At 51.5% G+C, this 18115-nt stretch carries 12 protein-coding genes; 6 read left to right on the top strand and 6 right to left on the bottom strand.

Features of this window, described 5'->3' with window-relative positions; all coding sequences use genetic code 11:
* Positions 1-23: 23 nt before the first annotated feature.
* The 3 genes from kdsB to JNJ77_11055 all read right to left on the bottom strand — a co-directional run bounded on the left by kdsB (position 24) and on the right by JNJ77_11055 (position 5344).
* The gene (kdsB, locus tag JNJ77_11065) at positions 24-791 is read right to left on the bottom strand and encodes a 3-deoxy-manno-octulosonate cytidylyltransferase (protein ID MBL8823119.1); all 768 of its coding nucleotides are present in this window, start codon (positions 789-791) and stop codon (positions 24-26) included.
* A gap of 87 nt (positions 792-878) precedes the next feature.
* Positions 879-4427 (bottom strand): protein kinase, encoded by a 3549-nt coding sequence (locus JNJ77_11060; GenBank protein ID MBL8823118.1) that lies wholly within the window; start codon positions 4425-4427, stop codon positions 879-881.
* Positions 4428-4666: 239 nt separating this feature from the next.
* Positions 4667-5344 (bottom strand): hypothetical protein, encoded by a 678-nt coding sequence (locus tag JNJ77_11055; GenBank protein MBL8823117.1) that lies wholly within the window; start codon positions 5342-5344, stop codon positions 4667-4669.
* A gap of 156 nt (positions 5345-5500) precedes the next feature.
* Between JNJ77_11055 and JNJ77_11050 the strand changes: the two genes are divergently transcribed.
* Entirely contained in the window at positions 5501-6133 is a 633-nt protein-coding gene (locus JNJ77_11050) for a PEP-CTERM sorting domain-containing protein (protein MBL8823116.1), read from the top strand.
* A 133-nt stretch (positions 6134-6266) separates the two neighbouring features.
* On the top strand, positions 6267-7871 hold the full coding sequence (locus JNJ77_11045) for an alpha-amylase (protein MBL8823115.1): 1605 nt from the start codon (positions 6267-6269) through the stop codon (positions 7869-7871).
* A gap of 58 nt (positions 7872-7929) precedes the next feature.
* Here JNJ77_11045 and JNJ77_11040 read toward each other — a convergent pair whose 3' ends face one another.
* The 3 genes from JNJ77_11040 to JNJ77_11030 all read right to left on the bottom strand — a co-directional run bounded on the left by JNJ77_11040 (position 7930) and on the right by JNJ77_11030 (position 15365).
* Positions 7930-8457: a peptide deformylase gene (locus tag JNJ77_11040; GenBank protein ID MBL8823114.1), complete on the bottom strand. Its 528-nt coding sequence runs from the start codon at positions 8455-8457 to the stop codon at positions 7930-7932.
* 47 nt (positions 8458-8504) lie between these two features.
* Positions 8505-11036 carry a serine/threonine protein kinase gene (locus JNJ77_11035; protein ID MBL8823113.1) on the bottom strand — a complete coding sequence of 844 codons (2532 nt, stop codon included), beginning with the start codon at positions 11034-11036 and terminating at the stop codon, positions 8505-8507.
* A gap of 717 nt (positions 11037-11753) precedes the next feature.
* Positions 11754-15365, bottom strand: a complete 3612-nt coding sequence (locus JNJ77_11030; protein ID MBL8823112.1) for a vitamin B12-dependent ribonucleotide reductase — start codon at positions 15363-15365, stop codon at positions 11754-11756.
* A 551-nt stretch (positions 15366-15916) separates the two neighbouring features.
* Between JNJ77_11030 and JNJ77_11025 the strand changes: the two genes are divergently transcribed.
* The 4 genes from JNJ77_11025 to JNJ77_11010 all read left to right on the top strand — a co-directional run bounded on the left by JNJ77_11025 (position 15917) and on the right by JNJ77_11010 (position 18098).
* The gene (locus JNJ77_11025) at positions 15917-16441 is read left to right on the top strand and encodes an SRPBCC family protein (GenBank protein MBL8823111.1); all 525 of its coding nucleotides are present in this window, start codon (positions 15917-15919) and stop codon (positions 16439-16441) included.
* A gap of 105 nt (positions 16442-16546) precedes the next feature.
* The gene (locus JNJ77_11020; protein ID MBL8823110.1) at positions 16547-17140 is read left to right on the top strand and encodes a hypothetical protein; all 594 of its coding nucleotides are present in this window, start codon (positions 16547-16549) and stop codon (positions 17138-17140) included.
* Between the two features lie 20 nt (positions 17141-17160).
* Positions 17161-17427, top strand: coding sequence for a hypothetical protein (locus JNJ77_11015; GenBank protein MBL8823109.1), 267 nt, complete (start codon positions 17161-17163; stop codon positions 17425-17427).
* Between the two features lie 206 nt (positions 17428-17633).
* Positions 17634-18098 carry a MarR family transcriptional regulator gene (locus JNJ77_11010; protein ID MBL8823108.1) on the top strand — a complete coding sequence of 155 codons (465 nt, stop codon included), beginning with the start codon at positions 17634-17636 and terminating at the stop codon, positions 18096-18098.
* Positions 18099-18115: the final 17 nt, after the last annotated feature.

Genomic DNA, 18115 nt, shown 5'->3' with positions numbered 1-18115 from the left:
TTACCTGAGTTTCTGAGCATGAATTATGCAGCGAGCTTGATTTCCTGCTGCATCTGCTTCCATTGAGCAACAAAACTCTCGTAATCCTCAGGTGTATCGACACCGGCAGAAGCTTCCGCGATGACACCCACCTGGATGCGATGCCCCATGGCGAGGACACGCAACTGTTCCAGTTTCTCCAATCGCTCCACGGGTGAAACAGGACTCTGGGACAGCTTCAGCAGGAACTCGCGCCGGTAAGCATAAATACCTAGATGGAGAAAGAACTGAAACGGTTCAGATGCGAGCAGCGGCGCTCCGTCGCGGACAAATGGGATCGGGCTGCGGCTGAAATACAATGCCTGGCCCAGATCACCTACCACCACTTTGACACAATTCGGATTATGATACTGCTCCAGCGAACGCAGCGGAGTGGCCAGGGTAGACATGGAAGCCTGGGCATTGCGATGCAATACATCTGCAACGAAATTGAGAGCATCAGGTTCGATCAATGGTTCATCGCCTTGCAGATTGACAATGATGTCAGCCTGCAGCGACTGTGCGACCTCTGCAACACGATCGGTGCCACTGACATGGTCTTCCCTAGTCATGGTAACATTGCCGCCAAACGAGCGGACAGCGCTGGCAATGCGCTGGTCATCCGTGGCGACAACAACATGATCAATGTTCTTCGCCTGGCTGGCTCTCTCGTACACATGCTCGATGAGGTATTTACCCGTGGCACGCAGAAGGGGCTTGGCAGGTAAACGGGTGGATGCATACCGAGCGGGAATGACTGCCAGGGTTCGCATGCTCGGCCTCCTTGCCGATGTCGTGAACGAGGCTCCAGTATCGCTGTGCGGCAGGACGTGTCAAGGTCGATTTAGACAACTGTCATACTACAGGTTGCGGGTTTTCGGCAACTCGGCTTCGGGGCTGCACCAGTGGCTGATATCCTGCCTTGCATGAGGTGTAAAGTTCTCAATCTGCAAGGCAGACTGATAAGCCTGCTGGCCGGCTTCTTGCAGGACATGCAACTCCATCAGTTGGAACTCACGGAGCGTACGATAGATCACTACCTCATCCGGGGTGGACTGATTGGACAATTGGATTTCAGGATGGCTTTGGCTGATGAGTGACTGCAGTTTCCGACTGTTGTCGGAATCGGGAACCATGCAGACGACATTTTCATGGCATGGATGCCCACCCGTCAATGCAACATGAGGCTGAGCCTGAGTGAGATAGCGGTTCAGAAATTCGGCATCACTCTGGTATCGTTCGAGGAACAGTGATGCGGCATCAATAGATACACCGCGTTTGGTCAGGAATCGTTTAATCTCACCCAGTATTTGGTTCCGTATCTGCAGCATGGCTTCCGGCGACATCTGGTAAACATCACCTAGTGGCGGGCAACTGCCCGACATGCTGTGCGCGAGCAAGTTGTCGATCTTTTCAAGATCTTCTGCCCCAAAGCTGCTACTGTATTTCTGTGCCAGATCTGTCAGTGATTCCATGCTGGCAGGCATCAGATAGGATGTCGTCGATCCAGCACTTTGTTCTTTAGGGACATCCGCTTCAAGAGAATTCTTGCTGTAACGCAAGGACAGCAGGTTGGCTCTGCATTTCTCAATTTCCTGTGTAAAGGTCACACAGATATTCTTGAGTTTTTCATAGATCATGCTGAGGCGTTCGTGCATGAACGATTCATACCTCGCCCGGTACACGGCCATCAGTCGTTCGGCAGGTGTCTGCATCCTGGGCCAGAGAAATTTAGTGATGTTTCGAATCCGATCGTATTCCATCACATCATCACGAAGATAAGCCAGTGCCAGTGCAAAATCTTCCTGCGATTTCTTTGCTTGCCGGGTATGATGGTTCATGAGCTTGTCCATGCAGCGGAACAAGTATCGTTGAGCGACATCTGCAGCGCCGATGCGTAAGCCCGGTTTATCCATCAGGCTGAAAATGGCATGTCTAAATTTTTTGTATGCCTGTTTTGTCAACGACTCTCCCGCATTTTTGATGGCATGGCCCCAAGCTGTCACGGGATTCAACACCGAGTGCGAGACGGAATCATCTCCCTTGGCATTGCCGATAATATCGAGAATTTTCTGCAGCGTTTCCTGAACAGCTTGCGACGCTGGGAGCTTTTGCTTGATCGGCAACTGGAAAGGTTCAATCAGTTCCTGGATGCTTTCATCAGCCGATTTACCCAGTGCATCTCTGAGACCTGCTTCGAGATGCTGAAATGTTCCTTCGGAATGATATTTTTCAATCTCGATGAAGTCATCTATACGTTTTTGAATGGCTTCATTCTGCTGAGAGGTAATGGGACGCAACCAGTGATCAATCATCTGATTGCAGAGCACCTTCATCGCGTGATTCATCACGGGCAGATGTGGAGACGCTGCAACTTGTACGCCGCATGACAGATACAAATCACGCTGGCTCGAAGTCTGTACTGGATCAGCCAGATTGCCCAGGGATGTCAGGCTGAGGCGATAAACACACTCCGCTGCCTGCCGGATTACCGAGATGGCTGTATCGGAACCCTCCTGTTGGAGAGCCGGTGGAAGTGAGCGGGTTTCAAACAGCAGACACTGATCAAAAGGAGGCTTGTCTTCAGTCAGTGGCTCGGATTTTGCAAGGTAGCAGGCATGGAAGGAAACTTCGGCCTGCTGGAAGTGATAGAGTTCGTGTAATGCTGCAACCGCATTGGCCTCTGGCAAATCGGGTGATTGCATGGTCACGGCATCAGGCAGGTAAAGCAATCCAAGTATTTCCGATTTTTCGATACCTGATTTCCGGAGCGTATCTCGCACCACGTAAGCGCAATCCAGGAACATGCCGCTGCCGGTGCCACCACCCAGATGGGTAATGATCACTATTCGCGGAACGGAATGTCTGATCGATGCAGCGGATTTTTGTACTGCTTTCTGCATCGATTCAGGGGACAATAGTTCCTGGATATCTCTTTCCAGCTTCGCAGTGAATGCACTGTAATGCTCAATGAATGCCAATCGGCCCAGCGAGCGAATGCCGCTGGTGGTCAGTGTGCGTGGCATGCGATAGAGAAGGTTGGTGTTCAGCCAGTCTTCCACCGGTGGCAGGGTATCGCGCGATCGAAGGTATCTGGAGGGACGGTTGAGCCCCATCAACAGCAAATCTTCAGTTGATTCCTTGGTGCATAGGTGAGAAGCAGGAGCAGTTGCATCGGTATCCAGTGACATGCAGTGCAAGAGCGGATGACCGTCCTGACCATAATGGGAGATCAGTTCCTGCTGTATCCAGCTGATGGTAGCTCGACCGAACTGTCCAAGGCCGATAACTATCGTTGGGCGAAGTATGCCCTGATTCGGATCAAACTCAGGCAGAACAATCTGTTCTTTGGAGGGTAACTGCAGCTTGGGCATTCGCCGGCTGTTATGGGCAATCTGAGTATCGGGTTTGGCATCACTTCGCTGTTTGAAATCCTGCCGGATATCGCCAGTGACTTTCCTTAACTGCCCCAGGTTGCTGCCATCAGACGGTGAGGGTGTTTTGATCGGTTGCGTTTGTGCTTCGCGTTCCAGTTGTGTATCGGTTGCCTGGTCGCTTTGTGAGTAGCTTTGGTGTATCTGCTGAAGTGCCTTCACGAAGGCTTTGCAATTGGGCCATCGATCTGCGGGCGCCTTGGATAAGGCACGGGCAACGATGGGGCGTTCGGCCGGAGGAAGCGCATCGAGATTCGGGGTCCCTTGTACGTGCTGCAGTAATAACTGCCTCGGATTCTTGCCCGTAAATGGTCTGGAGCCTGTTAATAATTCCTGGTACACAATCGCCAGGCTGTATTGATCGGAATGACGACTGACGTAACCTTCAAACGATTCCGGTGCAGCGTAGAGTGTCGTGAATCCGCCAGTAACGTTGGCCAGCATGCCTTCGACATCTTTCACCAGACCGAAGTCTCCGATCTTGATGTGGTTGGCCAGCAGGAACAGGTTTTGCGGCTTGATATCGAGATGGAGCAGATCATGCTTCTCTGTCATGTAGTCGAGTGCTTCGGCTGTTTCGAGCATGTAGCCCATCAACTCATCCTGCGGAATTCCAGGCAACCCCTGCAGCTGACATTCCTTGACACGATCATGCAGACTGCAATCAGCCAGTTCGGTCACAATCATCAACTGGCCATCAATGATTTCGTATCGATCTAGCGCGAGAATAAACGGATGCCGAATACGCTTGATACGCTCCAGTGATTTGAGTTCCTGCTCTGCCCTGCCGGTATCTGCATCTTCACCAACAGCTGAGGTTGATTCGAGATTGCCAAACACAAACTTGATGGCTTTGTACAACCCGCCGGGCGCTTCACACTTCCAGACGTCTCCGTACCCTCCTCCTCCTATTCGCTCAATGAGTGAATAGCCGGGAATGGGTTCAGCACGCGTTTCGATACGAAAAGCCATCATTAGACAGTATAGGTTACGATTTTCACATATAGTCCAAATCTTCCTTCATGGTACTATATATCGCACTATGAAATAGTCAGTCGGTATGCTTTCATAAGAAATGAATATCTAAATCCTGACAATCATTAAGGTTACGTGAAGTTGAATCCTGGATGATCGAGAAAGTAGATGTGCCATTTTCTTGTTGAATTGATGATCATTTCTATGCCTTTCAGCCTCATAGGAATGAAATTGAGAGATCATTTAAGAAGTGATTTCAACATTTTATTCCAGACGTCATAGCCTTGGTCGTTCAAATGCAGTCCATCATCCCGCAACAGATCTTTGCGGGGTTTCCCTTCACTGTTGAGCATGGGAGTGACAGTATCCACATAGTGAAGCCGTTTGTCCAGGCTGCACCGTGTCGTGATCAACATGTTTGCCTCTTTCTGCTTGTCAAACAATTCCCACCTTTTGGTGCTCGGCTTCACGGCAAGAAAATAAATCTCTGTGCCAGGCAGTTTAGTGTGAATGATTTTCACGAACTGATTGAAGTCCTTGGCCAGTTCTTCTGGTGAAACCTTGTCAGCCAGATCGTTATCACCAGCATAGAGTACCACGCTGCGGGGTTCATACTTCAGTATGATCCGCTCAGCAAAATAAATACTGTCGCTCAACTGTGAACCACCAAAGCCGCGGTTGATAGTCTTTAACTCAGGAAACGCCTTGCCCGTATCCCAAAGACGAATACTCGAACTGCCGACGAAGAGAATGGCTTGTTGTGGCGGAGGGTTTTCCCTGTCCTGAACTTCAAACTTCGCGATATCCTTCGCCCACTGTTCATGGTTGCGACCTCTGATTTTCTCCTGCCCATGCAACTCAATAGATGATGACGAAAGTACGAACAGTAATAGAGCCAGACAGCGAATCGAATGCATTAGAATCCTCCCCTCATTTCCTGTTGCTACGTTATCCAACCAGTAGTCGCTGTCAATTGTCAGAGGTCAACAACCAGTTTCTGAACTACTTTGGCCATTTCCCGATGCAATGAGGATTACATGTTACGTGACTTTCGATTTACAGGAGTTTGTTTCATGTTCCGTCGCACTTTGCTGGTACTCTGTTGCATGATGATCGCTCCGCTCGGTGTTTCAGCTCAAACCATTCAAAGCACCTTTGATGCCGGGCTGGAAGGCTGGACCACCAGCACCGGCGGATCGCTTACCTTCAGTGCTACGGGTGGCAACCCGGGTGGCTACCTGCAACAGATGGATCTCGATCTGCAGGATATGTTTGTGATGGCACCTGCACCATTTCTGGGTAACTTATCAGCTTTTCAAGGTGGCACACTTTCATTCGATGTGAAGCAAATTGTTGGTACCGCGGATTATGCTCCATTTGGCATCGTCATTCTCCGGAACGGCGCCAACTTTGTCTCTGCGGACATCGTCCCACCAGGGCTGCCCGGTTCAGACTGGTCAACGCAATCAGTCATTCTGAACGCAACGTCTTTCGGCACGACACCCGATTTCCTAGCATCGATAATGAGCAATGTCACAGCACTGGAAATCATGCTCGAATCGCAGGTGGGCGTCTTTGAAACAGTGGGGCTCGATAATGTTCAGTTAGCGGTAGCAGTGCCCGAACCAGGCAGCCTATTCTTATTGACAGCCACCGGCGTAGGAGCGATTCTGACTTGTCGCCGAAAACGGTTAGCACAGAAATAAAAATTCTGAAATACATTCCTTCGTCACGCTGATTCACCCGCCTGTTGTTCAATTCAGTAGGCAGGGTGACATCCCTTAAGTAAGAATATCCACGGCTTGTTCTGTCCAACAGCAAGTCGAAAACGGTTGATCAATGAACTCTTTCTTCAGCGAACTGCGAAAAAGACTGCGTGATGTCGGCAAGGCTGTTACACCCGAATTGCATGCCGATATTCACAAGTCCGTTCTTGCATGGCTGGGGCTGCGTACTAAAGAACGCGATGAGAAAGCAGTTGAAGTCAATGGTGTGATACTGCAGAGCTTCCACTGGTATTTACCAGCTGATCAGAAACACTGGCAACGGCTTGCGGAAGCCATGCCACAACTGGCTCAGGCCGGCTTCACTGCGCTCTGGCTGCCTCCTGCCTGCAAAGGCGCTGCCGGTGGCTACGATGTAGGCTACGGCATCTATGACCTCTACGACCTGGGCGAATTCAATCAGAAGAACAGCATCCCTACCAAGTATGGCACCAGGGATGAACTGCTTGCCCTGATTCGTGCTGCCAAAAAAGTAAAGTTGCAGATTTATGCTGATGTTGTGTTTAACCACAAACTGGGAGGCGACAAGGAAGAGGAGTTCGAAGCCATACCCGTTGATGAGAACAACCGCACACACGATGTAGGCCCGCCGGAAAAGATCAAGTCGTACACGCATTACGAATATGCTGGCAGGGCAGGGAAGTATTCCCCCATGCAGTACCATTGGTATCATTTCGATGGTGTCGATTTCAATGCTCGCAAAGCTGGAGAGAATCGCATCTATCGTATCAAGGACAAAACTTTTGCCGACAAGGTGGAACTGGAGAAAGGCAACTACGACTTCCTGATGGGTAGTGACGTCGATGTCGATCATCCTGAAGTGAAAGCGGACCTGTTACACTCGGGGGAGTGGATGCTGGAAGAGATTGGCGTGGATGGCTTCCGCCTTGATGCCATCAAACACATTCAGGGCGATTTCTTTCAGGATTGGCTTGATGCCCTCGAACAGAAAACCGGCCGTGAACTCTTTGCCGTGGGTGAATACTGGACCACCAACAACGACACGCTGAACTGGTACATCGCCAACACGGAAGGCCGACTCAGCTTGTTTGATGTGAACTTGCATTACAACTTTGTGACAGCAGGGCAGCGAGGTCGAGAATACGATCTTCGCAAAATCTTCGATACCAGCCTGGTGCAGCGGGTGCCCATCCTGGCGGTGACCTTCGTTGATAATCACGATACCCAACCTCTGCAGGCGCTGCAGTCAACCGTTGAGGCCTGGTTCAAACCCTTAGCCTACGCACTCATCCTGCTGCGCCGCGAAGGCTATCCCTGCGTTTTCTACCCCGATTACTTCGGTGCGGAATACGAAGACAAGGGAATCATCATCAAGTTGCCTTCCCATCAATGGATGCTGAATAAATTCCTTGCTGCACGTAGTGGTTATGCTTACGGCCCCCAGAAAGACTATTTCGATCATGCCAATGTCATCGGCTGGACACGCCTGGGTACTCCAAGCCATCCTGGTGGACTTGCTGTGCTGATAAGCAATGGTGACGATGGTGAAAAATGGATGGACATCGGCCATCCGAATGCGCGATACCAGGATGTCACGGAACACATCAAAGAGCCAGTTCTTACCAATAGAGAGGGCTGGGGCCACTTCCGCTGCCTGGGCGGCAAGGTTTCCGTCTGGGTACGGGATGCAAATCAGTGAACAGTGAAAGCGTAAATTTCTTGGCGCTTCTTGGCGACTTGGCGGTAAAAAAGCACACTCAAACATTGTCAATTGGTTGATACCGCCTCTGCCACTCTTCCCGCGTCGCAAATGCTGAAGGAGAAATGGCTCGAAGAATGGCCAATGTACCATCGAGATGGTCAATCTCATGCTGCAGCAATTCGGACAAATCGTCCTCGGCCTGCAGTGTCTGGGCCTGACCTGCTTCATCCAGATACGCGACGGTAATGCGTGTTGCCCGTTTCACCTGCACCAGAAGATCAGGGAAACTGAAGCAATCATCCCATAGTGTTATTGTCTCACTGCTTGCATAGGTGATGACAGGATTGATCAATGCTCCGCAAAAGCCAGTTGGCTGCATGCGGATGTAAATGATCCGTTGCAGTTCGCCAATCTGTACAGCAGCAATACCCCGGCCGTAACCATGCATTTGGCGGAAATGTGCCAGGGTGTCGCGGAGATCTTCGATGATCTGTTGGATTATTGCTGATGTACAGTCGTGCACTGGCTGCGATTTTTCAAGGAGCAGTGGATTGCCAAGTTGAAGAATAGAACGAACGGGCATGACTAATCCTTCAACTTCGTTGCCTGATGTGTTATTGAGCAAATCAATCACTTCGTAAATACCGCCACTACTGCTGCTTCCCAAATGTAGTAACCATCCTTCTGGTCTAATTGCACTTTAAGATCACGCACAGTATTCAAGTCGGCATTAATCGATTCATTGGAAAGAGGGAAAACCAGACCATCAGTAAGCAGTTTGGGAAGCACCTTTGCACCACTCTCCATCACTTTAGCTACCAGGGCGCTTTGCGAATTCTCTGCTGCAGGTTCAGCGATCAGCTTGGGAATTTCGAGTTTCAGAATGAATCGTTTGTTAACATCGACAGGCCAAAAAAACTCGCCACTGAGTTTCAAGGCAAAGTCAGCGTTAATCGCAAACGGAACAGTAGGATCACGATGCCAGTCTGTCGTCTTACTGGCTTGCCTGATGACTGCTGCGGGCAGGCCTGCTGTGGCGGTATCTGCCTTCACATCCTTGTTTACTACTTTCGATCCGAAAGATTCCTTGTCGATCATTCCCTGCAACGTGAGCTTGCCCTCAAAGAAAAAAGTATGTGGAGGTAAGACCGTTACGGCCAGATCATCGACTTTGGTGATGTGCATCTGGGAAAAGCGAACATGGCGGACACCGAAAACTCTCAGCATTGGTATCAATGTGGGCTTCAGATCAGCGGGTAGCTTGGCTTCAATGTCGATGTCAGAAAACGTCTTCCCTTCCTTGAAATTCGCCAGCCAGCTGGAACGTATTTCTGCAAAGTTTAATGCAACACGCAAATTAGGTACACGCAACTCTGGAGGCTTCTCAGACTGAAACAGCAGTTGAAAATCTCCACGGATCAATTCAGGTTGTTGAACACTGATACTGGTCAGGGGCGAGAATTGTTTCACCTGCAGTTCTCCACTGGCTTCACCAAGCAACCGATTGGTTTTTGCCATTTCAGGGCTGTGACCGACATGCAGGGTGATTTTCGTTTTTCCGTTCTCGGTGCGGAACGAACCGAGTGCATTGTGTTCCATGATCAGGTCAGCCAGCGGTCCTTCCATGCTGAAGCGGCCATACTCGCCATCCACCAGCTTGTCCTGACGCAAGACAATCCGGGTCTGTGGTCCGGCAATGAACTCGAAAGTCCGGTCAGCCCGCACTCGATAAAGCATGGAATCGAAGTATATTTTTCGTCCAGCGTCCAGTTGCAGTCGAATGAGCACTTCATCGCCATTGCCCAGGCGGAACAGATAACTTTTCTTGTTCTGTGCGAGATCAAGAGATGTGACTTGCCGATCGAGCCAGGCCATTACATGCGGTTCGACCATAGGCAGCTTCAGGTGATTTGCGGTTATGGTGGGAACTGCAGGTGGTGTTGCCGGGACGGTAGGATCGGGTAGTTTGTCGCTGCTGGGAACGCTGAGGGTTTGGTTGTTATTTTGGAAGGGGTAGTTCCAACCGTACCAGCCCAAAACAGCCAGGATTGCAACTATCGCTGCTATGGAGACAAGTGGCTTCCACGCGATCGGTGATTTTCGTTGCACCACGACGCTGGGCAAACTGCCAGACTTCCTCTTGGGCGGGAAATGCTGCGCACGAACATCGTCCAAGGCTTCAGCAAGCGATTGTGCTGAAGCAAATCGCTTTTCAGGCTGTTTCGCCAACGCTGTCATGCAGATGGCATCCAGCTCTGCAGGCACGGCAGGGTTGCGTTGCGAAGGCGGTTCTACCGGGTCATGCAGCACTTTCTGCAGAGTATCCAACGGCGATTCACCTACATGAGGCGGCTGGCCGGTCATCAATTCATACAGTATCACCCCCATCGCATAGATATCAGCTGCCGGGCCTACATCGCGAGTTTTTCCTGCAGCTTGTTCGGGTGCCATGTAACTGGGCGTGCCCAGCGCGACACCCGTTTGCGTTTGTCCGCTCTGATCGTGCTTGGCCAAACCGAAGTCAGCAATCTTAGGCTCGCCTTCAGGTGTAAGTAGCACATTGTCAGGTTTCAAATCGCGATGGATGACACCTTCCTTGTGGGCGCATTGCATTCCCAAGGCAAGCTTTTCCACCAGGGCAACTGCTTCCGGTATCGTCCACTGCCGATGTCGCAGTTGCTTGGCCAGCGAACCACCTTCCATGTATTCAAGCACCAGGTAGGGGCTGTTGTTACTGATACCGGCTTCATAGACCTGGACGATGTTTGGATGCCGCAGCCTGGCAATGATGCGGGCTTCGTGCAGGAATCGCTGTAGTTCATGCTGACCGGCAAACTCGCCGGACTTGATCATCTTGACTGCTACATCACGCTGGAGCATGATATGCCGGGCACGATAGACCACGCCCATGCCGCCAATACCCAGTTCGGTAAAGTTCTCGTAGCCGGGAATGGAAAGTATTTCGGACCGGCGGAGCGGCAGTGGCGATACTGCAGGCTTGAAATCGCTGCTGGCCTGGGTGGCAGTTTCAGCCTGAACAATTTCCTGCGAAGAGGTGGCAGTTTTCAACTGGTTGTCAGCCGTGCCTTCCCGTGTTGATCCATGCAGAATTGCTGGATCAACCACGGTATCCGGCATCGGTTTAACTGGCTGATCCTTCATCGAAAACTTCTCAAGACGACCTTACGGAAACATCGCGACACACTCTGGGTGCGCTGACTGGCTATTCACCTCGGGCACTTGAGGTTTTACGCATCATCGAAACTATTCACCAGTCAGCAGGCGGCATGCAGTAATCAAATATAACCATCAGAACTGTTGAAGTACAGTGCCTTGTGGGTTGGTTTGTGTAACTCTAATGCACTTTTCTAATTTCTCAGCCGAAGTGTTCACAGGAATTCAAGCAAGACGCCCCAAAGTCTCTTGAGTCTGATACTCCAGACAATCATGATTTTCCCTCATCATGATGCACCCTGCCAGTACGCGCACCACGAGGAATCTATTGTGTAACCGCTGCATTGTGTAGTGCTGATTAGCAGCGAGAATCGGAGCCAGATCATCTCCAGCCTTGAGCCTTCCGAACCACATGTCGAGAGCAAACGGGTACCGGCTGATGGCTTGGTAAGTCTGATAGCCTTTTGTCACTTCGTACTGTCAACAGGCAATTTCCTTACAGCAGGCAACAATCGATTCGGCACTGCCACCATCGTCTACTCTTCTTTCGCAACAGTCGCATCATCGGCAGCCAATTGCTCTTCTACTGCTAGCAGTTTTGCTACTCGCTCTGCGTTCCAACCTTTCGGGAATCGTTGTTGTTTCTCCATACTCCGCGCGAACCCGCCACCGGCTTGAAGAGCCGGTGGCTAAATGGAATTTACTCTAACTACACCCGCTCGTACTCCCGCAGCTATCGCACTTCAAACAGGTGCCGTTTCTTACCATGGTCATCGAGCCGCATTCGGGGCAGGGGTCGCCTTCGTAGCCTTTTAAACGGGCGACGCGGACTTTCTCGGCTTGCTGGGCTTTCTTGTCGCTGACGACGCCCACTTTCGCGCGGGTTTCTGCAACCGGGTTGTGGCCGTTGCCATTGCCAACAGGATTCAGGCGACCAGTACGGGGACGTTCAAAAGCTGTTGGACGCTGCGGCACCGTGCCCGTGGCGACGGCGGCGGCTTTGGTCATGCCCGCGCCTTCTAGAGCACCGCCGCCGATGGCATCGCTGCGGAGGTCTTCTGAATCAGCGGTTTGTACATGGGCCAGATCGTGGCGGCCCAGGTAGGTGATGGCCAGCTCGCGGAAGATGTAGTCGATGATCGACGTGGTCATGCGGATGTGCGGGTTGCCCTGCACCATGCCGTTCGGCTCAAAGCGGGTAAAGAGGAAGGCATCGCAGAATTCTTCCAGCGGCACGCCGTGCTGCAGGCCGATGCTGATGGCGACAGCGAAGCAGTTCATCAAGCTGCGGAAGGCAGCGCCTTCCTTGTGCATGGTGATGAAGATTTCGCCCAGCGTGCCGTCGGGGTATTCACCCGTGGTGAGGTAAACCTTGTGGTTGCCGATGTTTGATTTCTGAATGTAGCCAGCCCGGCGATCGGGCAGGCGACGACGCATCGCGTAACGCTGCACGGCTCGCTCGGCGACTTTCATCGCAGCGGCCATCGGTTCGGGTGTAACCTCGGCTTCAGCTTCTTCCAGATCGTCGCTGCTGGTGTTGAGCGGCTGGCTCAGCTTGCTGCCATCGCGGTAGAGGGCGTTAGCCTTGAGTGCCAGCTTCCAGCTCATCATGTAAGCATTATTGACATCTTCTACCAGGGCATCCTGAGGCATGTTGATCGTCTTGCTGATCGCGCCGCTGATGAATGGTTGCACGGCAGCCATCATGCGGATGTGGGCTTCGTAAGCGATGTAGCGCTGGCCCTTCTTGCCGCAGCGGTTGGCACAATCGAAGACGGCGTAGTGTTCCGCTTTCAGGTGCGGAGCCCCTTCGAGCATCATGGTGCCACAGACATAATCGTTGGCTTCTTCGATCTGGGCTTTGGTGAAGCCGAGAGCGGAGAGGACGTCGAAAGTGGGGTTATCGAGCTGAGCCTGGGTGAAGCCGAGCGCGCCCTTGAGGAAGTCATCAGTCAGCGTCCAGCGGGTGAACGCGAAACGCAACTCGAACACACTGGGCAGCATCTTCTGGATGGTGGCGATGAGTTCGTCGCTGAAGCCCTTGGCCTTCAGAGTGTTCAGGTTGATATGCGGACAACCATCGAGAGTGCCAGCACCACGGCAATAACGTTCGATGCTCTTGATCTGGTCTTCCGTGTAGCCAAGGTGTTCGAGGGCCTGGGGCACCGAAGAGTTGATGATCTTGAAGTAGCCACCGCCGGCCAGTTTCTTGAACTTCACCAGGGCGAAGTCGGGTTCGACACCGGTGGTATCACAATCCATGACGAGGCCAATTGTCCCCGTTGGGGCGATAACAGTGACCTGGGCATTGCGGAAACCATGCTTTTCGCCAAGAGCAACCATGCGGTCAGCATCTTCGCGGGCAGAAGCCAGCAGATCGCTGGGGCAATGGGAAGAATCGAGAGGCACTGGCTTTACAGTGAGGCCTTCATAATCCTGCATGTTGGTATAGGCAGCCCGGCGGTGGTTGCGAATGACGCGAAGCATCGCATCCTTATTGGGGGCATAGCGGGGGAACGGTCCGACTTCCGCTGCCATTTCAGCACTGGTGGCATAGCTGTGGCAATGCAGAATCGCGGTGACGGCACCAGCTATCGCCCGGCCTTTTTCGGAATCGTAGGGAATACCTTGCACCATCAGGAGGGTGCCAAGATTGGCGTAGCCCAAACCGAGGGTGCGGTAGTCGTACGATTTCTGAGCGATCGGATCGCTGGGGAACTGGGCCATGTAGACCGAGATTTCGAGCACGATGGTCCACAGACGAGTCGCATGGCGATAGCTGGCGATATCGAACTTGTCGTTCTTGAAGAAGGTCATCAAGTTCAACGACGCCAGGTTGCAGGCGGTGTCGTCGAGGAACATATATTCGCTACATGGATTACTCGCGTTAATCCGCCCATCGACCGGACACGTGTGCCATTCATTGATGGTGGTGTCGTATTGCACGCCCGGGTCGGCACAGGCCCAGGCAGCTTCACAGATTTCACTCCACAGTTCCCTTGCCTTGAGCGATTTCTTCGGCTTGGGGTCGCGGTGTTCCTTCTTCGCTTTTTCCCTTTCCACTCTGCCATACAGATTCCACATCGAATCGTTGATTACAGACTGCATAAACTCGTTGGTGATGCGAACAGAATTGTTGCTGTTCTGCCCTGCTACCGTGTTGTAAGCTTCGCTGTTCCAGTCGGTATCATACTCGACAAACTCCATGCCCGTGACACCCTGCCTGGCAAGCTGGATGGTGCGCTGCACATAGTTCATGGCCACGCAGTTACGCTTGGCTTCGACCATGGCTTTCTTGAGTGCCGGGTTCTGTGCCGGGTCGAAACGGTCTTTGACATTGCCCGCTGCTGCAGGTTGGCAGGCAGCAAGAATGTTCTTGAGCGAACGCTTGGTAATCTTGGAGCCTGCGACCAGCGAGGCAACTTTTTGTTCTTCAATCACCTTCCAGTTGATGAAGGCTTCAATATCGGGGTGATCGAGATCGAGAACCACCATCTTGGCTGCGCGACGTGTAGTGCCACCCGATTTGATCGCGCCAGCAGCGCGGTCACCAATGCGCAGGAAGCTCATGAGGCCAGATGATTTGCCGCCACCGGAGAGTGTCTCCCCTTCGCCGCGCAGCATGGAGAAATTGGAACCGGTGCCGGAGCCATATTTGAAAATACGCGCTTCGCGTACCCACAAATCCATGATGCCGCCATCATTCACCAGGTCGTCGCTGACGCTCTGGATGAAGCAGGCGTGAGGCTGGCAACGTTCGTAGGCACTGGTGGCTTTGGTCAGCTTGCCGGTGCTTGGCTCCACGTAGGAATGGCCTTGTGCCGGGCCTTCGATGCCATAGGCCCAGTGCAGGCCGGTGTTGAACCACTGTGGGCTGTTAGGTGCAGCCATCTGCATGGCGAGCATGTAACACAGCTCGTCGTAGAAAGCACGGGCGTCGCTTTCGTTGTTGCCGAAGTAGCCACCCTTCCAGCCCCAGTAGGTCCAACAACCGGCCATGCGACTGAAGACCTGTCTGGAATCTGTTTCGTAGCCCACGCCGTCGATTTTGCCATCAACAGGTTGAGATCGCTGCAGCCAGGCGGGAATGCCAGCCTCCGGAACTTTTTCGAGAGTTTGAGGAACGCCGGCTTTGCGGAAATACTTCTGGGCAATGACATCGACCGCTACCTGCGACCAGCCTTCCGGGATGAGGATATCCTTCATCTCGAAGACGACTGAACCATCGGGGTTGGTGATCCGGCTGGTCCGCGGAGTGAACTTGATCGCGGAATAGGGATCCTGCCCGGCGGTGGTGTAGCGGCGACTGATTTTCATGTGGCTTATCCTTTGCCATAATGACAAAAAGGACGAATCGATAACGAGATGACCACTTCCTATGGCCTCTCTTTATCGTAACGTCCTTCGTTCAAGCAATAAAGTGTACAGCAACATTAGTTGCATCCATGCAAAGGTTTTTCCCTGACTCATCGATATCGGCGAGTCTTCCGAAACGGTTCTTTTCTGAACCTCAGTAGGACTGAGGGTTGGCATCTTAACTTGACGAAGTGCCATGTTCAAGGATTAACTTGGAAGTTGGCAACGATTGTGCCGAAGGTACCGATGGCGCAAGAAGTTGGGGCTAGGGAATTTTTGAAGGATTAATGTATATCACAAGGATTCAAACCATACGCCTCTCCTCGAAACGACATAAGTCATTATTTGATATGATCTTATGTTGTTGTGTGTAAAGCTGAACCTGCGATTTTGCTTGAAATACCGCATCTAAACCGCTTCAAATAGTGTTAATCAAAGTTTCACTTGAATGGTTCTAAGATTTAAGAGCTACTGGTATCAGTTAAGGGGAACATCACATGACTATCGTCTGGATTATTCTCGGAATCATTCTTGGTCTGATTGTCTTGCTGCTGATCCTGGCGGCCATGCAGCCTAATCAGTTTCGCGTTGAACGAAGCATGGAGATGAAAGCGCCACCCGGCAGAATCATGGAAGTGCTGACCGATTTTCGTCGCTGGATGGATTGGTCACCCTGGGAGGAGCTCGATCCCAACATGAGTCGAACCCATTCAGGCAGCGAAAAAGGCGTTGGCGCCAAGTATGCCTGGGAAGGCAACAACAAAGTCGGACAGGGTAAAATGGAAATCAAGGAAGTGGTGCCCGATAAGAAAGTCGTGATCGATCTCGAATTCATCAAACCTTTCGCAGCAAAGAATCAAGGCATCTACGAACTGGAACCCGTTGCAGGCGGAACCAAACTCGTCTGGGGCATGGTGGGGAACAATAGCTTCGCCGGAAAAATCTTCTGCATGATGATGAACATGGACAAAATGATTGGCAAAGATTTCGAAAAGGGACTCAGCAAGATGAAAGCGTTGGTGGAGAAGAACGTCTAACAGAATAAGAGTTTCGTTCTCCCATCTTCCTTGGCAGAAGGGTGTTCAGATTAGCGACATGTGTAACAGTGTTAAGAACCTAACCACCATAATGTGAAGAAATGTATGTCCTCGGATTCAGCAACGATCATTCGTGATGGCGATGTTTCCCATCGTATTCAAATCACCCATCGTGATTGGATGTTGACGGCAGGACCGGGATTTGTAGAAGGGCGAGCTTTCACCAAAGCGTTTGGTGTGTTTGAGAATTATACTGTTGCTGGTGGAATCCCGAAAGGATCACTGGTTTATCGCAAGGGCAATGAGCTATTTGCAGCGGCTTCCGAATTACTCAAAGCCATTCAACGAGATTACGAGTTGCTGCAGTTTGACTATTCCTATCAGATTGAAGGTTATCCAAAAAGTTACGGTGGTGGACAGAGCATTTGTATAGATGGTTGCAGTGGCATTTTGTCACTACGACCAAAAGGTTATTGCTCGATCAGACTATTAGGTGAACCATTGCCAGATGGAGTCAAAGAGATCATTGACTTGAGGCCATTGCGAACGTTCAAAACCGATATCGGCATGCTTAAAGTTTACCGCAGAAAAGCACAAACCAAGGTTCAATGGACAGATACATTGCCTCCACTTTTGGACTTCCTCTCTGATCGGCTGGATCGTGTTCTGAGCCTTGAGCATATTGATCGAGTGGTCTAGTGTCTGTTCCGGAGCAAGATTTGGAACGTGCCGTCCCCATACTTCCTGTCGATTACCTTGCAACAGCCCGGCAGTTTTATGTCGATGGACTTGGCTTTCAAATCACTTTCGAAGCTACCGAAGATGGCAAGACTGGTTTGCTGGGCGTGAAGCGTGGAAAGATTCCCATCGCGCTCTGCAGCGCTGGTCGAACGGCTTGCCCGTTTCTGTTCGTCGCCGGCCAGGCTATCAGCGATCCTGGCGTCAGGTTGCCCAGTGGTGAAATGATCATCCGTCTCACATCATGATGTTACTGATGACCGGCTTGATCCTCACAGTTGCTGCAGCCACTCGAGGCTGGTTGTGGGATTCGATCGTTCGGTAGATCGTGGGTCACGATTGCATCGTGAAAGGAATTTCCGATGCAGAGAGCATAGCACGATACAATCGTGCTCCACGGCATCGCAATAATACTCCTCTTGACAATATTCCTCATAACGAATAATATACCTGTATGGCTGGTAAATTACAGGTTGAGTTATGCAAAAAGAAGCCGTTCGACCTGATCGAAGAGGAAGTGTACCTCAACATCATGCGGACGGCAGAGCATCTTTCCCGATCTTTCATCAACCTGATGAAGGAAAAGGGGATAACCGGCAGCCAGTATAACGTACTCCGTATTCTGCGCGGGCATGGCGAGGCTGGCGTTTCCTGCAATGACATTGCAGAACAAATGGTCGCGTACGATCCTGATCTGACCAGGCTGCTCGATCGTCTGGAGAAAACCGGCCTGGCAAAACGGGAACGCTCCACAGTTGATCGTCGAGTCGTCACCACGCGAATCACAGCGAAAGGCTTGAAACTGCTGGATAGTCTGGATCAGCCAATTCGAAAAAAACACCAGGAACAATTGAAGATGCTCAGTGCATCGCAATTGCAGGCACTGATCGATTTGCTGGAAGCCATTCGATCAGAATAGTTTGTTCAGGTTGTTGC

Source organism: Planctomycetia bacterium (genome assembly GCA_016795155.1).
Taxonomy (GTDB): Bacteria; Planctomycetota; Planctomycetia; order Gemmatales; family HRBIN36; genus JAEUIE01.
This window is presented reverse-complemented; position numbering and strand designations above follow the sequence as displayed.

Coding starts and splice junctions, on each gene's coding strand:
- JNJ77_11055 (MBL8823117.1), bottom strand. CDS start 5,344: ATGCATTCGATTCGCTGTCTGGCTCTATTACTGTTCGTACTTTCGTCA.
- JNJ77_11035 (MBL8823113.1), bottom strand. CDS start 11,036: ATGAAGGATCAGCCAGTTAAACCGATGCCGGATACCGTGGTTGATCCA.
- JNJ77_11040 (MBL8823114.1), bottom strand. CDS start 8,457: ATGCCCGTTCGTTCTATTCTTCAACTTGGCAATCCACTGCTCCTTGAA.
- JNJ77_11050 (MBL8823116.1), top strand. CDS start 5,501: ATGTTCCGTCGCACTTTGCTGGTACTCTGTTGCATGATGATCGCTCCG.
- JNJ77_11010 (MBL8823108.1), top strand. CDS start 17,634: ATGGCTGGTAAATTACAGGTTGAGTTATGCAAAAAGAAGCCGTTCGAC.
- JNJ77_11020 (MBL8823110.1), top strand. CDS start 16,547: ATGTCCTCGGATTCAGCAACGATCATTCGTGATGGCGATGTTTCCCAT.
- JNJ77_11045 (MBL8823115.1), top strand. CDS start 6,267: ATGAACTCTTTCTTCAGCGAACTGCGAAAAAGACTGCGTGATGTCGGC.
- kdsB (MBL8823119.1), bottom strand. CDS start 791: ATGCGAACCCTGGCAGTCATTCCCGCTCGGTATGCATCCACCCGTTTA.
- JNJ77_11060 (MBL8823118.1), bottom strand. CDS start 4,427: ATGATGGCTTTTCGTATCGAAACGCGTGCTGAACCCATTCCCGGCTAT.
- JNJ77_11030 (MBL8823112.1), bottom strand. CDS start 15,365: ATGAAAATCAGTCGCCGCTACACCACCGCCGGGCAGGATCCCTATTCC.